This is a genomic window from Pseudomonas sp. Z1-29 (assembly GCF_051131995.1).
Taxonomy (GTDB): domain Bacteria; phylum Pseudomonadota; class Gammaproteobacteria; order Pseudomonadales; family Pseudomonadaceae; genus Aquipseudomonas.
This window is the reverse complement of record NZ_CP071645.1, coordinates 3,486,137-3,504,843: the sequence shown is the minus strand read 5'-3', so window position 1 is coordinate 3,504,843 and position 18,707 is coordinate 3,486,137. Positions and strand designations below refer to the sequence as shown.

Annotated in this window: 18 protein-coding genes; 13 read left to right on the top strand and 5 right to left on the bottom strand. The window is 59.9% G+C overall.

Annotation, left to right across the window (positions count from 1 at the left end; genetic code table 11):
* Positions 1-85: 85 nt before the first annotated feature.
* Positions 86-982: an alpha/beta fold hydrolase gene (locus tag J3P84_RS15705; RefSeq protein ID WP_434624219.1), complete on the bottom strand. Its 897-nt coding sequence runs from the start codon at positions 980-982 to the stop codon at positions 86-88.
* Positions 983-1,209: 227 nt separating this feature from the next.
* Between J3P84_RS15705 and J3P84_RS15700 the strand changes: the two genes are divergently transcribed.
* The 7 genes from J3P84_RS15700 (at position 1,210) to J3P84_RS15670 (ending at position 7,360) form a co-directional block, all read left to right on the top strand.
* Positions 1,210-1,635: a YciI family protein gene (locus tag J3P84_RS15700; protein ID WP_434624217.1), complete on the top strand. Its 426-nt coding sequence runs from the start codon at positions 1,210-1,212 to the stop codon at positions 1,633-1,635.
* Between the two features lie 23 nt (positions 1,636-1,658).
* A complete protein-coding gene (locus tag J3P84_RS15695; RefSeq protein ID WP_434624215.1) occupies positions 1,659-2,066 on the top strand; it encodes a VOC family protein in 408 nt (135 codons plus the stop codon).
* 170 nt (positions 2,067-2,236) lie between these two features.
* Positions 2,237-2,941, top strand: coding sequence for a heavy metal response regulator transcription factor (locus tag J3P84_RS15690; protein ID WP_434568772.1), 705 nt, complete (start codon positions 2,237-2,239; stop codon positions 2,939-2,941).
* On the top strand, positions 2,941-4,314 hold the full coding sequence (locus J3P84_RS15685) for a heavy metal sensor histidine kinase (RefSeq protein WP_434624213.1): 1,374 nt from the start codon (positions 2,941-2,943) through the stop codon (positions 4,312-4,314). Before J3P84_RS15690 ends, J3P84_RS15685 begins: the two co-directional genes overlap by 1 nt.
* A gap of 296 nt (positions 4,315-4,610) precedes the next feature.
* Positions 4,611-4,871: a DUF2790 domain-containing protein gene (locus tag J3P84_RS15680; protein WP_434568770.1), complete on the top strand. Its 261-nt coding sequence runs from the start codon at positions 4,611-4,613 to the stop codon at positions 4,869-4,871.
* 44 nt (positions 4,872-4,915) lie between these two features.
* A complete protein-coding gene (locus tag J3P84_RS15675) occupies positions 4,916-5,971 on the top strand; it encodes an SDR family oxidoreductase (protein WP_434624211.1) in 1,056 nt (351 codons plus the stop codon).
* A gap of 69 nt (positions 5,972-6,040) precedes the next feature.
* A complete protein-coding gene (locus tag J3P84_RS15670; protein ID WP_434624209.1) occupies positions 6,041-7,360 on the top strand; it encodes an NTP/NDP exchange transporter in 1,320 nt (439 codons plus the stop codon).
* Between the two features lie 148 nt (positions 7,361-7,508).
* On the opposite strand, the gene map is transcribed toward J3P84_RS15670, so the two are convergent.
* The 3 genes from map to J3P84_RS15655 all read right to left on the bottom strand — a co-directional run bounded on the left by map (position 7,509) and on the right by J3P84_RS15655 (position 10,133).
* Positions 7,509-8,288: a type I methionyl aminopeptidase gene (gene map, locus J3P84_RS15665; RefSeq protein WP_434624207.1), complete on the bottom strand. Its 780-nt coding sequence runs from the start codon at positions 8,286-8,288 to the stop codon at positions 7,509-7,511.
* A complete protein-coding gene (locus J3P84_RS15660) occupies positions 8,285-8,497 on the bottom strand; it encodes a ParD-like family protein (protein ID WP_434568766.1) in 213 nt (70 codons plus the stop codon). Before J3P84_RS15660 ends, map begins: the two co-directional genes overlap by 4 nt.
* Positions 8,498-8,576: 79 nt before the next feature.
* Complete coding sequence (locus tag J3P84_RS15655; protein ID WP_434624204.1) at positions 8,577-10,133, bottom strand: TerC family protein; 1,557 nt, start codon at positions 10,131-10,133, stop codon at positions 8,577-8,579.
* A gap of 325 nt (positions 10,134-10,458) precedes the next feature.
* On the opposite strand from J3P84_RS15655, the gene J3P84_RS15650 reads away from it, so the two are divergent.
* Positions 10,459-11,361: a LysR substrate-binding domain-containing protein gene (locus J3P84_RS15650; protein WP_434605113.1), complete on the top strand. Its 903-nt coding sequence runs from the start codon at positions 10,459-10,461 to the stop codon at positions 11,359-11,361.
* A 31-nt stretch (positions 11,362-11,392) separates the two neighbouring features.
* Here J3P84_RS15650 and J3P84_RS15645 read toward each other — a convergent pair whose 3' ends face one another.
* Positions 11,393-12,262, bottom strand: coding sequence for a helix-turn-helix domain-containing protein (locus tag J3P84_RS15645; RefSeq protein WP_434631351.1), 870 nt, complete (start codon positions 12,260-12,262; stop codon positions 11,393-11,395).
* 261 nt (positions 12,263-12,523) lie between these two features.
* On the opposite strand from J3P84_RS15645, the gene J3P84_RS15640 reads away from it, so the two are divergent.
* The 5 genes from J3P84_RS15640 to J3P84_RS15620 all read left to right on the top strand — a co-directional run bounded on the left by J3P84_RS15640 (position 12,524) and on the right by J3P84_RS15620 (position 18,602).
* On the top strand, positions 12,524-13,939 hold the full coding sequence (locus J3P84_RS15640) for an acyclic terpene utilization AtuA family protein (RefSeq protein ID WP_434624203.1): 1,416 nt from the start codon (positions 12,524-12,526) through the stop codon (positions 13,937-13,939).
* Positions 13,936-14,244, top strand: a complete 309-nt coding sequence (locus tag J3P84_RS15635) for a DUF4387 domain-containing protein (protein WP_434624201.1) — start codon at positions 13,936-13,938, stop codon at positions 14,242-14,244. The genes J3P84_RS15640 and J3P84_RS15635 overlap by 4 nt, the downstream gene beginning before the upstream one ends.
* Before the next feature lie 69 nt (positions 14,245-14,313).
* Positions 14,314-15,723, top strand: coding sequence for an MmgE/PrpD family protein (locus tag J3P84_RS15630; RefSeq protein ID WP_434624199.1), 1,410 nt, complete (start codon positions 14,314-14,316; stop codon positions 15,721-15,723).
* A 355-nt stretch (positions 15,724-16,078) separates the two neighbouring features.
* Positions 16,079-17,041 carry an IS110 family transposase gene (locus J3P84_RS15625; protein ID WP_434624197.1) on the top strand — a complete coding sequence of 321 codons (963 nt, stop codon included), beginning with the start codon at positions 16,079-16,081 and terminating at the stop codon, positions 17,039-17,041.
* Between the two features lie 613 nt (positions 17,042-17,654).
* A complete protein-coding gene (locus J3P84_RS15620; RefSeq protein ID WP_434623735.1) occupies positions 17,655-18,602 on the top strand; it encodes an IS110 family transposase in 948 nt (315 codons plus the stop codon).
* Positions 18,603-18,707 lie beyond the last annotated feature (105 nt).

Genomic DNA, 18,707 nt, shown 5'->3' with positions numbered 1-18,707 from the left:
AGTATCTACCATAGACGCTGGAGCGTGAATTTTCAGCCTCTGGAAATGTTCGCAATTGATGCCGCGGAAGTTTCGCCGCGTGAAATCACCTGGCGCCGGGGACCGGTGGGAGCAGGAACCCGAGCACCTCGTCAATCAGAAGCTCTGGCGCTTCCTCTGCAATGTAATGCCCCGACGGCAAGGCTTTTCCCCGGACGTCGCTAGCGACCTTTTGCCATTCTCCAAGCGGATCGAAGCAGCGACCCACAACGCCGTCGGATCCCCACAAGGCGAGTAGAGGCATAGAGAGTTTCCTGCCGGCTTGCAGGTCGCTCTTGTCGTGCTCCAGATCGATACTGGCACTGGCCCGGTAGTCCTCACACAGACCATGGGCTGCCCCCGGTAGTCTCAGGCAGCGCAGATACTCGGCCAATGCCGCTTCGGTGAAGGGCGCCATGCCCGCGCTGCGAGCACCCATGACGCTGCGCAGATACAGCTGCGGATCCGCTTCAATGAGCGTCTCGGGAAAAGGGGCTGGGCGAATCAGAAAGAACCAGTGCCAGTAGGCTCGGGCGAAAGCTTCATTGGTCTGCTCGTACATCGCCAGCGTCGGAGCGATATCCAGAACGATCAAGCGTTTTACTGCGTCCGGGTGATCCAACGCCATCCGACAGGCCACTCGTGCGCCCCTGTCGTGAGCCAACACGTCAAACTTTATGAATCCCAGTTCGCGCATCAGCTTCACCCCGTCCAGCGCCATCTGGCGTTTGGAGTAGGCCAGGTGCTGCGCGTCGCTCGGCGGTTTTTCGCTGTCGCCGTAGCCCCGAAGATCCGCCGCCACCACGGTGAAATGCTGCGCCAGCGGCTCGGCGATCTTGTGCCACATCACGTGAGTCTGAGGGTGCCCGTGAAGCAGTAGCAAGCCTTGGCCACTGCCGCCTTTTCGGTAGTTGACGGTGATACCGTTGACGTGGCATCGACCCGATTCAAATGAGGCAAACATCGCTCGAAACTCCTTTTGGTTGTTGCACCCATTCTAGGGCGAGCGCGCTGTGGTACGAAGGTACGGCCCGTGAAAGCTTTCTTCACGAATCGTGAGTAACTGGACGCCCTACACGCGATGGTTCAAAAAAATCGCCTCGGGTTGTCGATTTGCGTCATCGCCATTCGATTAACCTGCAGAGCCGCCACACGGACGGCTTGATCCATCTATTCTGAGGAGCTATGAGCATGCGATTTATGGTGATCGTCAAAGCCAGTCCCGAATCCGAAGCCGGAGAAATGCCCAGCGCGCAGCTGCTGACCGCCATGGGCGCCTACAATGAAGAACTGGTCAAGGCCGGGGTGATGCTCGCCGGTGAAGGCCTGCATCCCAGTGCCAAGGGTGCTCGCGTACAGTTTTCCGGAAACAACCGGACCGTCGTCCAGGGCCCGTTTGCCCAAACAGGAGAATTGATCGCCGGCTTCTGGATCTTCCAGGTCCAGTCGTTGCAGGAAGCTGTCGACTGGGTCAAGCGCTGCCCCAACCCTATGGTCAGCGACAGTGAGATTGAAATTCGCCAGATCTTCGAGGCTGAGGATTTCGGCGAGTCTTTTACCACCGAGTTGCGCGAGCAGGAAGAACGTTTGCGAGCGCAGATATCCGATCAATCGTGAAACCGCAGACAGGAGAGCAGAACATGAAAATCATTCCCTACCTGACCTTCAACGGCCGCTGCAAGGAAGCCTTCGCGTTGTACCAGGAGGTGCTGGGCGGCGAGCTTTTTTCCATGTCCTTTGCCGAGGCGCCCGAGGACGTCGGCATGCCCAAGGATCCCAATCTGATCATGCACACCTGCCTGACCGTGGGCGGCTTCAGCCTGATGGCTTCCGACTGCGCGCCCGGCCAACCGTTCAGCAAGCCGCAAGGCGTGTCGGTGTCTCTCAATGTCGACAGCGCGGAGGAGGCCGAGCGGCTGTTCAATGGCCTGAGTGCCGGCGGCAGCGTGCAGATGCCCTTGGGCAAGACTTTCTGGGCGGAGCGCTTTGCGATGTTCGAAGACCGTTTCGGGGTCGCCTGGATGGTCAATTTCGAGGGGCGGCCATAAGTCGAACCGCCGGCACGGCCGCGCCAATTCTGACAGGAATGTCAGGAAGCGGTCAGCCTGCGGACACCTTCGGCCCGATACTCTGCTGGACGCTGTACCCGTCTGCCCGGGCCGCTTGAAACATGCATGAGCGCCTGTGCAGCGCACCCCTTTGCTGGAGGAAATATCCGATGCGGTTGCTCATCGTCGAGGACGAAGAAAAAACGTCTTCCTATGTCCATCGTGGCTTGAGCGAGCTTGGCTACATTGTCGATGTCGCGACCAATGGTATCGATGGCCTGCATTACGCGTTGGAAATGGATTACGACGTGGTGATCCTGGATGTGATGCTGCCGGGCAAGGACGGCTACGGCGTGTTGCAGGGCTTGCGCCTGCACAAGAAGACGCCGGTGATCATGTTGTCGGCCAGGGGCACGGTGGATGATCGGGTCCGGGGGCTGCGCGAGGGTGCTGACGACTACCTGGGCAAACCGTTTTCCTTCGCCGAGCTTGTTGCGCGGGTCCAGGCATTGATCCGACGGCGTGCCGATGACGCCGCCGACCCGACGCATTTGCGCATCGATGACCTGGAGGTCGATCTGCAGGCGCGCAAGGTAACCCGGGCCGGGCTGCGCCTGGACCTGACCGCCAAGGAGTTCTGCCTGTTGAGCCTGCTGGCGCGACACCAGGGTGAGATTCTCTCCAAGTTGATGATTGCCGAGCAGGTCTGGGACATGAATTTCGATAGCGACGCCAATGTGGTCGAAGTCGCGATCAAGCGGGTGCGGGCCAAGGTGGATGCGCCGTATCCGCGCAAGTTGCTGCATACCGTGCGCGGCATGGGTTATGTGCTGGAGAGCCGTGAACTCAGTGACAGGCAAGCGGGTACAGCGTGATGAAGGGATCGATAGCCAAGCGACTGGCGTTGATGTTCGCGCTTGCAGTCACGCTGATCACCGCGGTCAGTGCGACGCTGTTGCGCTGTTCGTTGAAGCAGTCGCTCGACGAGCAGATGCAGAACGAGTTGATCCTGCGCCATTCGGTGCTCGATCCGGTGCTCGCCAAATACGATTCGCCGGCGTTCTGGGTCGGCTTGCGACAAAAGCTCGATGGCCTGACGCCCGCGGATGAGCGCGTGCGTTATTGGGTGGTGGTCGACGACCCGGCCTACAGTTATGGCGGGCCGATGCCGGACGGCCTGGACTGGTCGAAGCGCCCGGATGGTTTCGCCACCCTCGATCTGCCCGACCGAGACCGCCCTATGGTGCTGATGGTCGAGACCATTGCGGCCATGGGCAGCCGTCCGGAATTGCGTTTTATCGTGGGATTGGATTCGACGCCGTTCATGAAGACACTGGATGATTTTACGCGGATATTGATTCTGACTTCTGCGCTGGGGGTCGTGCTGGTGGCGCTGCTCGGCTATTGGATCGCGCGTTTTGGCCTGGGCCCGGTCCGGCGCTTGAGCCGGCAGGCCAACAGTCTGCCGCCGGGGGATTCGAAGCAGCGACTCGACACGCAGGCGCTGCCTGGCGAATTGCAGGAGCTGGCGGTGTCGTTCAACGGCGCCCTGGCGCGCCAGGAAGCCGCCTGGTGCCAGCTCGAAGGGTTCAATGCCAATGTGGCCCATGAGCTGCGAACGCCGCTGACCAACCTGATCGGGCAGACCCAGGTCGCGTTGGCCCACGGGCGGGACGTGAATGAGCTCCAGGACCTGTTGCAGTCCAATCTCGAAGAACTGGAACGGATGGGCACCATCGTCAACGACATGCTGTTCCTGGCGGGCGCCGAAAGCGGCCAGCGGGCAACCGAGCTGAGCGATGTCTCGCTTTACGAGGAAGCGTCGAAGACCGTGGAATACCTCGAGCCGGTCTTGCACGACAAACAGCTGAGCGTGGTGATCCAGGGCGACATGCGCGTGTGCATCGATCGGCGTCTGTTCCACCGTTCCCTGGCCAATCTGCTGCAAAACGCGGCGCGCTACGCGGTGCCGGCAAGCACCATCACGGTCAGCCTGGAAGACCATGGGATGCAGGCCAGGGTGAGCGTTTCCAACGCCGGCGAACCGATCGAAAGCGTGCACCTGGAGCATTTGTTCGAACGCTTCTATCGAGCCGACGTCGCCAGGGCCCGAAGCGACGCGCACCATGGCCTGGGGCTCTCCATCGTGCGGGCGGTGGCGTCGATGCACGGTGGGCGGGTGTTCGCCCACAGCCAGGACGGACTCAACACCTTCGGCTTTTCCCTGACGAGCCAGGCGGCGCGCTAGTCACTGGCTCGCGAAGCTTCAACATCGCCGTAAGCCAAACTGGCGCTTTCGCGAGCAGGCTCGCTCCCACAGTGGATCTCCAGTAGCCGCAAAATTCAAGGTAAACCATCGATTTCTTGTGGGAGCGAGCCTGCTTGCGAAGAGGCCAGCACATCAATATCCCGTTGGCTGAGCCATCGCGTTTTTCCCGGCGCCGGCGTTTGACATGTTCCTGTCAGGCGCCAGTCACCTTGACGTCAGTGTCCCCCTCATAAAGTGCAACCACTATCCCGGTAAGGGCATTTGTGGAGACCACTATGAACATTCAGAACCTGTCGATCGCCAGTCTGTTGGCCGTCATCGCATTAGGCGGTGCGCCGCTCTATGCGAAAGAGCAAACCAATCCCCCGGCTTACGAATACGGCATGCCGCTGGACGTGGCCCAGGCCATTCGCATCGAGGCGCCGAGCCCGTCGGTGTGCGAGGTGGTGCGGGCAAAGATGACCTATGTCGATACCCAGGGTGAACTCCGGCACGTCAGCTTCCTGCAGCTGGCCGATGCGTGCTCCATCCAGTGAACACCGGCCATACCCCTTCATCGCCCCCAACAGAGAAGCCAGTCATGTGGAATAGAACAACAATCCCCGCAATCGGACTTTCGCCCAACCTGGGCCGAATCATCACGCTGGCCCGGACGCTCGCTGCGGGCGTAGCGCTGTTCAGCGCCATCAGCGTCGAAGCATCGGCTCGCGTTGCACCCAAACCCGACTGGTCCACCAGCGACATACCGTCGCAGAAAGGCCGGATTGTCCTGATCACCGGCGGCACCAGCGGCATGGGTTATGAAGATGCGCTGGCATTGGCGCGTGCCGGTGCCGACGTCATTATCGCCGCCCGCAACCCGGAGCGCGGCGCGGAGGCCATCGCCCGTATCCGCGAGTCCGTGCCCGATGCCAAGGTGCAATTCGAGGCCGTGGACCTGGCGAATCTCTCATCGGTAAGCGCGCTGGCCCAGCGTCTCCAGAGCAAGCTGCCGCGCCTCGACGTGTTGATCAACAATGCCGCCATCATGGCGCCGCCAGAGCGCGGTACGTCTGCCGACGGTTTCGAACTGCAACTGGCGACCAATTACCTGGGGCACTTCGCGCTGACCGGCCTGCTGGTGCCGCTCTTGCGCCAGAGCCAGGACGCCCGAGTTGTGAGCGTTTCAAGTATTGCGGCGACGCGCGGCACGATGAATTTCGATGACCTGCAGTTCGAGCGCAAATACGACCCGTACGCGGCCTACGCGCAATCGAAACTGGCGGTCCTGCACTGGGCGTTTGCCTTGCAGCGGCGCAGTGACGCCGAAAACTGGGGTATTCGCAGCATGGCGGCGCACCCCGGGGTAGCGGTCACCGAGTTGGTCGCGCGCGGGCCCGGCCTCGAAAGCGAGTTCGGCCAGCGCTGGGCAAAGGATCGCGACGCGTACCACTCGGCGGCGCAAGGCGCGTTGCCCACGTTGTATGCCGCTACCGCTGTGCGAGCCGTGGGCGGTGCTTATTACGGCCCGACTGGGGACGATGAAAGGCGCGGTCCGTTGGGTATCGCCAAGACGCCGCCTGCCGCGAACTCGCAGGCGGATGCCGAACGGCTCTGGGCCATCTCCGAGCAACTGACCGGCGTGACCTATCGCTGACGCAGCCTGGGCGCGGGCATTCGTCCCCGCGCTCGACCTCCGGCTTGTTGCCGTTTCCCAGGAGTTTCCATGAGTACCCCTTCCTATTTGCATCGGCTGAGCCTGGCCCTCAACGCCCGTGACGATGAACTGCGTCCGGCAATGTGCGGGTTCCTGTTGTTCCTCTGCCTGTTCACCGGCTACTTCATGTTGCGTCCGATCCGTGAGTCGATGGGGATCGCCGCGGGTGTGGAGAATCTGCAATGGCTGTTTACCGCGACCTTTCTCGTCATGCTGGTGGCCGTGCCGTTGTTCGCCTGGCTCAGCGCGCGAGTGCCGCGCCTGCGCCTCGTCGATTGGGTGTATGGCTTCTTCGTCTTGAACTTGCTGATGTTCGTCGAGCTGTTCCAGTTCGATTCGGACAACGTCTGGCTGGCGCGTACTTTTTACGTATGGATTTCGGTCTATAACCTGTTCGTCGTCTCCGTGGGCTGGAGCCTGATGGCTGATGTATTCGACAGCGAGCAGGCCAAGCGCCTGTTCGCCTTCATCGCGGCCGGCGCCAGCACCGGTGGCCTGCTCGGGCCGGCCTTGAGTGCGCTGCTGATCGACAGCCTCGGTGCCTCGGGGTTGATGTTCGTGGCAGCCGTGTTGCTGGGGGCCACGCTGGGATTGAAACGAACCTTGATGCGTTGGCGTGAAACCGGTGGGGCCGGGCGTCCCGGCGCGGCACCCACGCAAAGCCCGCAGCGGCCCCTGACTGGCAATCCGTTCAGCGGCATGACGGCGGTGTTCCGTTCGCCGTACCTGCTGGGGATCGCCGGTTTCGTCGTGCTGCTGGCAACGGTCAGCACCTTTCTCTACTTCGAGCAGGCACGTCTGGTGGCCGAGCTGTTTCCGGACCGCCAGGCCCAGGTAAGGGTCTTCGGCACTATCGACTTTATTGTGCAGGCGGGCGCGCTACTGTCCCAGCTGTTCATCACCGGGCGCATCGCCCCGAAGCTCGGCATCGGTGCGTTATTGGCGATCGTCCCGCTGATCATGTGCATCGGCTTCGTCGGTCTGGCACTGGCGCCAGGCTTTGCGATCCTCGCGACATTGATGATTGTGCGAAGGATCGGCGAGTACGCGTTCGTGAGGCCGGGCCGGGAAATGCTGTTCACGCCGTTGGATGCGGAAAATAAATACAAAGCCAAGAACTTTATCGACACGGTGGTCTATCGCGGCGGTGATGCGGTCAGCGGCTGGATCAAGACGGCGCTCGACATGCTGGGGCAGGGCGCCGGCCTGGTCGCGTTGATCGGCGCAGGGTGTGCGTTGCTGTGGGCCGGCCTTGGATGGCGGCTGGGACGGCAGGCTGACCATCGCCGTGATGAACTGGAGCTGGAAGCTGGCGTTGCCGAAACCTAGGCATCCATCGAGCTGTTCGCCCGGCGGATTCGAAAGACCCTGTGGGAGCGAGCCTGCTCGCGAAGGGTTCGGCACATTCGGCATCTTTATCGGCTGTGGCTCCGCATTCGCGAGCAGGCTCGCTCCCACAAGATGAATAAGCAGTAGTTCAAAGCGTGCCCGTGATCTTGTCCGATTCATCAGGCCGCAACGTCAGCACCGAAAAACCGGACGCCGTGACGGCCACGGTATGCTCGAACTGCGCGGAGAGCGCGCCGTCCCGGGTCACCACGGTCCAGCCGTCGGCTTCGGTCCTGACGTCCCATGTGCCCTGGTTGAGCATCGGCTCGATGGTGAAGACCATGCCCTCGCGCAGGACCAGGCCCGTTCCCGCTTTGCCGAAGTGCAACACCTGGGGTTCCTCGTGCATTTGCCGGCCGATGCCGTGGCCGCAATATTCACGGACCACCGAATAACCGTTGCGTGTCGCATGGCCTTGGATGGCCGAGCCGATGTCGCCCAGGCGAGCGCCCGGGCGGACGGCGCGGATGCCCTTCCACATGGCTTCATAAGTGACCTGGACCAGCTTCCTGGCGGCTGGGTCGACGTTGCCGATCAGGTACGTCTTGCTCGAATCCGCGATATAGCCGTTCTTTTCCAGGGTGATGTCCAGATTGACGATGTCGCCGTCTTGAAGCACTCGCCAGCGCGAGGGCACACCATGGCAGACCACTTCGTTGATCGAGCAGTTGAGTACAAAACCGTACCCGTACTGTCCCTTGCTGGCGGGGCGCGCATGGAGATCACGGACGATGAAATCCTCGACCATTGCATCGATCTGCAGCGTTGACAGCCCCATCAAATTGGTTTGATCCAGCCGTTCGAACACCAAGGCGAGCAGTCGGCCAGACTCGGTCATCAGGGCCAGTTCTTCGGGTCGCTTGATCATTGCCAGTTCGCCTCCAACGGTTGCGCCGTAACGCCGGCGTCGCTGAGTTCGCGCTGGATGATCTCGTTGAAACTGAGGGTAGGGTTGGTCTCGCACAGCATGCCGACCTTGATCCAGAAGGCCGCCTGCGCGTTGATCGAACGGCAGGAGACCTTGGTGGCCTTGCGTAGCTGGTCGTGAAGTTCGTCGTCGATGTTGACAATGCCCATGTGCGGCTCCATATGTTTCGTATATCGATGATATACGTTTCATATGCTGCGGCGCCAGCACCATTTGGCAGCTAGCAGGTCACGCCTGTTCCTCGATACGTAGCAAGACCCTGGTTACCCGACGCTCTTCAACCTCCATGACGGTCATGCGCCATCCCTGCCAATTCAGGGTATCGCCAATCATCGGCAAGCGATCCAGCAAGCTCATCACCAGACCTGCAAGGGTCTGGTAATCCTCCGTCGCGTACGCCTGGAAACCGATGTGTTCGCGAACCTGGCTGAGGTTCAGGGCCCCGCTGACGAGGAAACCGTCCTCTTGCGCAACAATATTCGGCCCGTCGATTTCACTGGCGTCGGGCAATTCGCCGGCAATGGATTCGAGGATGTCGGTCATCGTGAGCAAGCCGACGAAGTCACCGAACTCGTTGACCACGAAGGCGATGTGAGTCGATTCCTTGCGCATTTGCTCCAGCGCGTTGAGGATCGTGAAGCTGTCGAGCAGGTTGATGGCTTTGCGCGCCATGGCTTCCAGATTCGGTTGATTGCCCGCCAGTATTTCCTTGAGCAGCTCCTTCTTGTGGACGAAACCCAACGGCTCATCCACGCGTCCGTCGCGAATCAACGGCAAGCGCGAATACGACGAGTGCATCAGCGTCGTACGGATGTCTTCCGGCGTGTTCGCCAGGTCGAGGTGGTCGATTTGCGCGCGAGGGGTCATCACACTGCGTATCGGGCGCTCCGCCAATTGCAGCACGCCGCTGATCATCACCCGTTCGCGTCGATGGAAAACCTGTTCGGTTTTTTCGCCTTCCAGCAGGTCGGCGATTTCTTCACCGACCTCATCGGCCCCCAGCTTTTGACCGCCCAGCAGGCGCAGCACCGCATGGGCGGTACGCTCGCGCATCGGCCGAAGACCTTGCAGGTTTTTCTTGCGCCGCGAGCGCGCCAACTGGTTGAACAGCTCGATCAGGATCGAGAAGCCAATCGCGGCGTACAGGTAACCTTTAGGAATGTGGAAACCCAGGCCCTCGGCGGTGAGGCTGAAGCCGATCATCATCAAAAAGCCCAGGCACAGCATGATGACGGTAGGGTGGCCATTGACGAATTTCGTCAACGGCTTGCTCGCGATCATCATCAGGCCGATGGAGAAGATCACCGCGATCATCATCACTGACAGATGTTCAACCATGCCCACGGCGGTGATCACCGCATCCAGGGAAAAGACCGCATCCAGCACCACGATCTGCGCAACGATCGGCCAGAACAGCGCATAGGCGGCGTTGCCGGAACGTTGCGCCACGTGGCCCTCGAGTCGCTCATGCAACTCCATGGTTGCCTTGAACAACAGGAACACGCCGCCAAACAGCATGATCAAGTCGCGGCCCGAGAACGTCTTGCCGAACACTTCGAACAGCGGGTTGGTCAGGGTCACCATCCAGGAAATGCTCGCCAGCAGGCCCAGGCGCATCAGCAGCGCCAGGGACAGGCCGATGACTCGGGCACGGTCGCGCTGCGCGGGGGGGAGCTTGTCCGCCAGGATGGCGATGAATACGAGGTTATCGATGCCGAGCACCAGCTCCAGCACGATCAGGGTCAGCAGGCCGAGCCATGCCGTGGGGTCAACGATCCATTCCATGGGTTATTCGCTCCCTCGGGCGATCAATATGAGGGAAGAGGGTTGCAGCCGCGATGTGCGCGGCGCTGAAGCGGGGGAGACCGTGTTTCTTGAAAAGCGACTGGGAGGTTCCTGAAGGGTGTTCATACGGGTCTGGCAATAATTGGGGAAGAAATCCTACAACGGTTTCCAGCATTTCATATGAAGCGATTTATTACAGGATCTGACGGAGCGGAAAAGTCACGCGCTGCGTCGTGCCGGAGCCTGGCTGCCCTGTGCAATGAGCGCTTTTCCCATTACGCTGAAAAGCTCCTGTCCAGGTAAAGAATCGCGCAGCGTGAAGAAGATAGTTCGAGTCGATGATCTACAGGTGTTCGTGACGACCACTGACGCCGGGAGTTTTTCCGCGGCGGCGCGCTTGCTGGATATTTCTCCGGCGCTGGCCAGCGTCGCGGTACAGCGACTCGAGGCAAGCCTGGGGGTGAGGCTGTTCGTGCGCTCTACGCGGCGGCTGCGTTTGTCGGATGATGGTGAGCGCTATCTGGCCCATGCCCGGCGGGCATTGGAGGTACTGGCGGATGGCGAGCTCGCCCTGGCCGAGGGACGTGACGAAGTGGCCGGGACGCTGCGCTTGTCGGTGCCCTCGGACATCGGGCGAAACCTGCTGCTGCCGTGGCTGGACGAGTTCCAGCAGATGCACCCCAAGGTACTGTTGCAGCTGCGGGTCAGCGACCAGGTCGCCGACCTGTTCGGGGAGCATCTCGATGCGAGCATTCGTTATGGTCAGTTGGCCGATTCGAGCCTCGTCTCCCTGATGCTGGCTCCATCCAACCGAAGGACCGTGTGTGCCTCACCCGACTACATCGCGCGGCACGGCCTGCCAAAGACGCCGGGTGAGCTGAGCGGGCACAATTGCCTGCGTTACGTGATGGGTGAGCAAACCTACGAGCGTTGGATCTTCCAGACAGCGAATGGGCTGGAAACGGTTCAGGTCGCTGGCGATCGCATCAGTGATGACGCTGATATTGCCAGGCGTTGGGCCGTGGCGGGCCAGGGGATCGTCTACAAATCGAAGCTCGATGTAATGGACGACCTTCGCAGCGGTCGCCTGGTGGAGATTTTTCCAGCGGAGTATGGCCAGCCAGCGCCGCTGCAACTGGTGTGCGCCCATCGAACCTCGCTGACGCCGTCGGTCCAGGTGCTCAGGGCCTTCCTGTCTGCGCGCTGTGAACGTTACATCAACGAGTGAGCAGGGCGCTGGCCAGTGGCTGAAACAGGCCTCACGCCTGGCGATAATCGCTGGGCGTCACGCCTATCTCCCGGCGAAAGACCTGGGAGAAATGGCTCGGGCTTGAGTAACCCACTTCCAATCCGATGTCGATGACGCTGCGGTCCGTTTCGAGCAGCAGTTGCCGGGCCCGGCTCATGCGCAGGCGTATGAAATACTGCGAAGGCGACAGGCCTGTGGCGCGCTTGAACATTCGGCTGAAGTGATACTCGCTCAGCTCCACGACCTGGGCCAGGTGGGCAAGGCTGAAATCATCGGCGAGGCGCTGGTTCATCGTCTCGAGGACCCGACGCAATTTGTACGCCTGCAGCGCGTTGCTGCGCGAGGCTCCGCTGTGGGGCGCGAGGTAGGTACGCACCAGGTGCACCGCCAGTGCCTGGGCCAGGCTCTGTGCAAACAGTGGGCTGGGCTGGCGTTCGTCGACCAGCTCGTTGCGCAACTGATCCAGCATGAAGCTCACCCGCAGATCCCGGGCTCCGGAGATATCGCGAAAGGTGACAGGACCGGCCCGTTCCCCGAGCACGTCGCGCGCGGCGCGCTCGATCAACGGCAAACCGAGATACAGGTGCATGACTTCAAAGGTGTCGCAACCTTGCGTTTGCCAGCGCATCTCGTAAGGCTCGTTCGTGCTGGTGAGGTAGAAATCACCGGCCTGAACATCGACGGCTTCCCATTCGCCGCCCAGCGAACGTTCCTCGATCCGGGCGCCCCCGGTCAGCACCAGGACGAGCAGAGGCTCGACCACCGCGGGCACCAGGATCGGCTCGACTACCGTAGGGTGGCTGAACAGCTGCACCACCATTTCCTGGACCTGCGCACGCGTCGGCACGACTTGCGGCGTGCCCGGCATGAAACGCGCCATCGACTCGGCGCTGATGCGCTGGGGAGCGTTCTGCGGCGGTTCATCCGGTCCGGTCTGGCGCATGTGTTGCTCCATCAATGAAGTCCTTTGCCTACTGAGTCCACGCCGAAAACAGTTTTGATATCGCTCAACTCGCTGCGAGTTTTTCGAAGCGGCGAAGTTAGCGTTGGCGTAGTTATATGGACAAAATCTGTCCACTTGTCAACACCGTTGCAAGCCTTATCATCGCCTCAAAGAAGAAGTAAAAAAGAAGAGGGATTTATGCGAACGGTATTTCAAGATTGTATAAAAGTCATTGTTCCCTGCGGTTCTTTGGGCGCGGGCGTTCGGGAACAGGAAATAGCCTATGGATTGGCCGCCGGTGCACAAGTTATCGCTACCGATGCCGGTTCAACCGACAGTGGCGCGGCTTATCTTGCACTGGGTAAATCGAAGAACAACCGAGGCGCGGTCAAGCGTGACTTGATGATATTGATGAAAGCCCAGGCGCAATCCGGAGTGCCGATCATTGTCGGTACCGCCGGTCAGGCCGGAGGCGATCTTAATTTGAACTGGACGCGTGATATCGCCTTGGAAATAGCCGAAGAGTTGGGCGTGGCGCCAAAGATTGCGCTCATTTATTGCGAGCAGGACAAGGACACGATAAAGAACTTGAACGCCGAGAGGCGTATAAAACCCTTGTCGCCACATACTGCGTTGGACGACGCAACGGTGGACGCTTGCGAACATATTGTCGCCGCGCTGGGGGTGGAGCCCTTTCTCGCTGCGCTGGAGGCCGGTGCCGATATCATATTGGCCGGCCGCTCCACCGATACCGCGGTCATTGCCTGTTATCCAATCTGGAAAGGCGCGCCTTGGGGGCCTTCGTGGCACGCTGGCAAGACCGGCGAATGCGGCGTACAGTGTGCCGTCAATCCCACGCTAGGCTCGGGAATCCTGCTGAGTGTCGATGCGAACGGCTTCGAAGTCGAGCCGTTGAGCCAGGATAACCGGTGCACGCCCCATAGCGTTTCGGCCCACATGCTCTACGAAAACAGCGACCCGTTCCGGTTGGTCGAGCCCGGTGGCATCTTGAATGTAGCCGAGGCACGTTACACCGATCTCAATGGCCGTGCTGTCCGGGTCGAAGGTTCGCGCTGGGAGGAAATGCCGTACACCATGAAGTTGGAAGGCGCCGCGGCCGGTTTATATCAAACGATCATGCTGGTGGGCATTCAAGACCCCGATGTACTCAAGGATATCGACGGTTTCCATGATCGGTTACTTGAAGCGCTTTATACAAGAACCCGCCAATCCATCCCCGTCGAGGAACTGGGCGAGTTTCATATTTCCCTGCGCATGTATGGGTGGAACGGCGTCACCGGTGTAACGCCGCCTGCGGGAACATTACCGCCGCCGGAACTTGGCATGTTGTTTGTGGCAACTGCCGCAACCCAGGAAATCGCCAACACCATTGCCCACGCGTGTAATCCCTATTTCTTCCATTACCCGAGTGTCATGGGCAAGGAACTGCCGTCGTATGGATTTGCCTTTACCCCGGCTGATATACCGCGTGGGCAGATTTTCGAGTTCAAGTTGAATCACGTGGTGGAACTTGAGGATCCCATGGAGTTGGTTCGTCTGGAGTGGATTGATTTATCGGCTACCTCGGTGGCCAGGAAGGAGCTTGCACAATGACCAAGTTGCGTGATGTATGCCGGCATGTCCGATCCAAGCAAGCGGGGCCGTTCTGGATCACCTTCGATATCTTTTTCAACGGGCGGGAGAATTTCGAGCGCTATTCCGATTGCGCGGCACTTTCCCCGGCGCAATTCGCGAAGCTCTACGGCACTGATCCCGAGCGGGTCAAGCACATCCCGGTGGCGAACCTGGAAATGGTCAAGATTTCCTTTCCCCGCCCAACACCCCAGGGCGGAATGGTCGAGCGCGACATGCATGCCGGCCAGCAATACGTCCGGCTGCTTGATGTGACCATCGACTGAGGCCCGTTCGCGCTTTGCTCTGTTCGCCTCATGGACGAGGACTGACCCATCCATTTACCCGAGGTAATCATGACGGATTCAACCGTTGCGATGCGGCTGGCACGCTATGCCCACGCATTCAGGAAACAGCGCCTGCCCGACGAAATCATCCACCTGGTACGCCAGCGCTTCATCGACAGCCTGGCCTGCGTGCTGGGCGCCTACGGGGCGGCCCCGGTAAAGGCTGCGCTGGGTTATGCGGCTGCCAACCCCGCGACAACCGCCGGCATATTCGGCTCGAACCTGCAAACGACAGCGGAAATTGCTGCCTTCGCCAACGGCCTGATGGTTCGTTTCCTCGACTACAACGATGGCTACATGGGCTTGGAGCCGGGCCATCCGAGTGACAACATCCCGGCCTGCCTCGCCGTGGCGCAAGCCGAGAGCGCTACCGGCGCCGAACTGATTTCGGCCATCGTCCTGGCCTATGAGATCCAGATGCGCTTGCAGGATGCGGCAAGCTTGAACAGGCGTGGCTGGGACCACGTCAATTACATCAACGTCGCGATGGCAGCGGCGGCTTCCAACCTGATGAAGCTGGACGTTGCGCAGACCGAGCAAGCCATCAACATCGCCTTGAGCGGGCACTTGGCAATGCGCCAGGTGCGCAGTGGAACCTTGTCCGACTGGAAGGGCTGTTCGGCCGCCAATGCCGCGCGCAACGCGGTTTTTGCGGCCCAGCTGGCGCGCCATGGCATGACCGGGCCGTCGCCGGTCTTCGAGGGCGAGATGGGGTTCTTCAAGCTGGTTTCAGGGCCGTTCGAGCTGGACACTGATCGTTTTGCTACGCCCGACAATGGCGACTATGCGATACGACGCTCGCTGACCAAGACATTCCCCGCCAACGGCGAGCTGCACACCGCCGTCTGGGCCGCGCTGGATATCCGCAAGCGCATCGACAACGTGAATGACATCGCTGCCATTACCATCGAAACGTCCGAATTCAACCGTCGTGTCCTCGCGGACACCGCGGAGAAATGGTTGCCGAAAACCCGCGAGACGGCGGACCACAGCCTGCCCTATAACGTGGCTCGGGCATTGCTCGACGGGGATATCACCATCGCTTCGTATTCCGCGGAAAAAATCGCCGACCCTGCGGCGATTGCCTTGATGGACAAGGTCAGCGTCACGGAGGATCCGGCGTTGACGGCGCTGTTTCCAAGGCACCTTGCCAATCGTGTCAGTGTGACGCTGGTCTGCGGCGAGCAGGTGGTGAGCGAAATGATCACCGGCCCCGGGTCAGTCGAAACGCCGATGACCGATGGGGATTTCGAGCGGAAATTCCGGCGCATGGCGATGCCGCATATCGACGCGTCGGCACAAGACCTGGTGCTTGGGTTCGTCGCCGGGCTTGAGCGGCAGACGCAGTTCAATTCGTTGTTTGCGGCGATGGCTGTCGCCCCCATTGCGGACCAGAAACCGGCTGCACTGCGCCTTTGAGAAGCTTCGCGAGCAGGCTCGCTCCCACAGGTCATGTGCCGTGCATGGATGTTCTGGATGGCGCAGACCTACGGTGGAGCGAGCCTGCTCGCGAAGAGGCCAGTCCATCCAACATCCCCATCGCCTGAAACCCCGCCATCGCGAGCAAGCTCGCTTGTATGTTTAGACTTGAAGGGGTGGGCGGGACTAAAAGCTCGATTCCGACTCTAGCCAGTACGGACCGTGGGAGACTTCTCGTCCCGCCCTTTCTACCTAAAGCGCCGATAAGGAATTCATCGGTAAACCGACGATAGAAGCAAGCCAGCGCTACGGTAGACCCCGACAAGCATCTAAACCCTAGCTCCGAGGATTCGAGATGACAATCCTTACCTCCCCAGCGGTTATCGGTATTGATGTCGCCAAGGCTGAAATCGTGGCTTATCGCGAAGATCTAAAAAGCATTCAGATTGTTGATAACGACCGTAAGGCCCTTGTTCGTTGGCTCGAAACGTTGCCAGCGCAAAGTTTGATTGCACTAGAAGCCACCAGCTTTTATCACCTGGACACGGCTGAACTGGCTCATGGGATGGGGCACAGGGTTTACGTTGTGGATGCCTATCGGGTGGCCCACTACCGCGAAAGCATTGGACAGCGGGCCAAAACCGATCCTTGCGATGCACGTTTGCTGGCGCGCTATCTGACAAACGAACAGCAACGGCTACGCGTCTGGACCCCACCTCCGCAGGCCTACAAAGTATTAAAGAGCCTGCTACGCAAGCGCGCAGAACTCATCAAAGCGCGCGTCAGCCTCATGCTGAGTTGGTCGGGCGAACCGCTTCTGAAGGATATCCTGACCGAGCAACTGGAGGCCTTCAAGCAAAGCGATCGGGCCATCCAGAAGCTATTGCGCGAGGCCAGCCAAGAGGCGGGAATTACTGAAAACATCAACCGCTGCAAAGCCATTGAGGGCGTGGGTGAACTGACGGCAACAGGTCTGGCGACAGCCTTCATGCGAGGTGACTTCGCCAGCGGCGATGCGTTTATTGCCTTTTTAGGGATGGACCTGAGGCCAAAGGATTCCGGAAAAAAACACAGCCCCAGGCACCTAAGCAAGAAAGGAGATGGCGAACTGCGACGCTTGGCGCACACCGCGGCAATGGCGGCTAGCCGGTCTCCTGTCTGGAAACCTTACTACGAGTCCTGCTTGGCAAGAGGTTTCGCCAGAACCCAAGCCCTGGTGAGCCTCGCCCGTAAATTGTGCCGGGTGGCATTCGCCCTGATGAAAAACCAGAGCGAATATCGCCCTAATTCTATGCTGCAGGGTTCCCCTGCAACATAGAATCTCCCACACAGGTCATGTGTCGTGCATGGATGTTCTGGATGGCGCAGACCTACGGTGGGAGCGAGCCTGCTCGCGAAGAGGCCAGTCCATCCAACATCCCCATCGCCTGAAACGCTGCCATCGCGAGCAGGCTCGCTCCCACAGGGTGATGTGTCGTGCATGGATGTTCTGGATGGCGCAGACCTACGGTGGGAGCGAGCCTGCTCGCGAAGATGCCAGTCCATCCAACATCCCCATCGCCTGAAACGCCGCCATCGCGAGCAAGCTCGCTCCCACACAGGTCATGTGCCGTGCATGGATGTTCTGGATGGCGCAGACCTACGGTGGGAGCGAGCCTGCTCGCGAAGATGCCAGTCCATCCAACATCCCCATCGCCTGAAACGCCGCCATCGCGAGCAGGCTCGCTTGTATGGTAGGACTTGAAGGGAGGAGGAGGGACTAGGCTCGATTCTGACTGTTAGCCGCAGTACAGACCGTGGGAGATTTCACCCCTCCTCCTTTCACCCAAGCGCCGATAAAGAATGCATCTGGCCTAGACCGACGATAGGAACAAGCCTGCGCCTCTGGGTGAACCCTTCAAGTGTTCAAACCTTAGCCCGGAGGATTTTCAATGGCAATGCCCGTCGCCACCGCCCAGCCGATCGTAGGTGTGGATGTCGCCAAAGATGAGTTGGTGATTTATCACGCCCAATCCGATCGACTCGAAACGATCCCCAACACCAAAGCTGATATTAAGAAGTGGCTCAAGGCATTACCTGCGCCAGTGGATGTCGCCATCGAAGCCACCAATATCTATCACCAGGACTTCGCCGATCTGGCTTATGCGCATGGCTGTGTGATTTATATGATCGGCGGTTACGAACTCAGTCATTACCGCAAAGGTGTGAAAGTGCGCGCTAAAACCGATGCGCTGGATGCTCGGTTGTTGGCTCGCTACTTGAACAACGAAGGCCACCAGTTGCACCCTTGGTCCCCGCCATCGCCCCTGTATTGCAGGCTTATAAGCCTTTTCCGGCGACGGGCAGCCTTGGTTCAGGCGCGTGTCAGCCTCAAGCAAAGCTGGTCGAACGAACCGTTGCTCAAAACGGCCTTCGAGAACCAGATAAAGGCCATGCAAAGACTCGAAATTTTGCTTGAGAAAACAATCCAGACGCAGTTGGATGCAGCCGGTTTGGGCAGTCAGCTCAAGCGCTGCATGAAAGTCGAAGGCATCGGTCTGTTAAGCGGTGCCCGTTTACTTACGTCGTTTCAGCGTGGAGATTTCAGAAATGCCGATGCCTTCATCGCTTTTCTGGGTCTGGACCTGCGCATATCGGACTCGGGAAAAAAGAAGGGACGCCGCTGCCTGTCTAAGCGAGGTGATCCGGAGGCACGCCGATTGATGCACAACGCCGCGATGTCGGCGAGTCGCACAGCGGCGTGGAAGGGATTTTACGAGGGTTTGAGGTCCCGAGGGCTCAGCACAACCGAGGCATTGGTAGCGCTGGCCCGCAAGCTTGCCCGAGTGGTATTCGCTCTGTTGAAGAACCAGAGCGAATACTTACCAAAAGGCATTTAGGGGCTAGCCCTGCACCATAGAATCTCCCACACAGGTCATGTGTCGTGCATGGATGTTCTGGATGGCGCAGACCTACTGTGGGAGCGAGCCTGCTCGCGAAGAGGC

Coding starts and splice junctions, on each gene's coding strand:
- J3P84_RS15660 (WP_434568766.1), bottom strand. CDS start 8,497: ATGGGCATTGTCAACATCGACGACGAACTTCACGACCAGCTACGCAAG.
- J3P84_RS15695 (WP_434624215.1), top strand. CDS start 1,659: ATGAAAATCATTCCCTACCTGACCTTCAACGGCCGCTGCAAGGAAGCC.
- J3P84_RS15685 (WP_434624213.1), top strand. CDS start 2,941: ATGAAGGGATCGATAGCCAAGCGACTGGCGTTGATGTTCGCGCTTGCA.
- J3P84_RS15670 (WP_434624209.1), top strand. CDS start 6,041: ATGAGTACCCCTTCCTATTTGCATCGGCTGAGCCTGGCCCTCAACGCC.
- J3P84_RS15690 (WP_434568772.1), top strand. CDS start 2,237: ATGCGGTTGCTCATCGTCGAGGACGAAGAAAAAACGTCTTCCTATGTC.
- J3P84_RS15655 (WP_434624204.1), bottom strand. CDS start 10,133: ATGGAATGGATCGTTGACCCCACGGCATGGCTCGGCCTGCTGACCCTG.
- J3P84_RS15675 (WP_434624211.1), top strand. CDS start 4,916: ATGTGGAATAGAACAACAATCCCCGCAATCGGACTTTCGCCCAACCTG.
- J3P84_RS15620 (WP_434623735.1), top strand. CDS start 17,655: ATGGCAATGCCCGTCGCCACCGCCCAGCCGATCGTAGGTGTGGATGTC.
- J3P84_RS15705 (WP_434624219.1), bottom strand. CDS start 982: ATGTTTGCCTCATTTGAATCGGGTCGATGCCACGTCAACGGTATCACC.
- map (WP_434624207.1), bottom strand. CDS start 8,288: ATGATCAAGCGACCCGAAGAACTGGCCCTGATGACCGAGTCTGGCCGA.
- J3P84_RS15640 (WP_434624203.1), top strand. CDS start 12,524: ATGCGAACGGTATTTCAAGATTGTATAAAAGTCATTGTTCCCTGCGGT.
- J3P84_RS15625 (WP_434624197.1), top strand. CDS start 16,079: ATGACAATCCTTACCTCCCCAGCGGTTATCGGTATTGATGTCGCCAAG.
- J3P84_RS15680 (WP_434568770.1), top strand. CDS start 4,611: ATGAACATTCAGAACCTGTCGATCGCCAGTCTGTTGGCCGTCATCGCA.
- J3P84_RS15630 (WP_434624199.1), top strand. CDS start 14,314: ATGACGGATTCAACCGTTGCGATGCGGCTGGCACGCTATGCCCACGCA.
- J3P84_RS15645 (WP_434631351.1), bottom strand. CDS start 12,262: ATGGCGCGTTTCATGCCGGGCACGCCGCAAGTCGTGCCGACGCGTGCG.
- J3P84_RS15635 (WP_434624201.1), top strand. CDS start 13,936: ATGACCAAGTTGCGTGATGTATGCCGGCATGTCCGATCCAAGCAAGCG.
- J3P84_RS15700 (WP_434624217.1), top strand. CDS start 1,210: ATGCGATTTATGGTGATCGTCAAAGCCAGTCCCGAATCCGAAGCCGGA.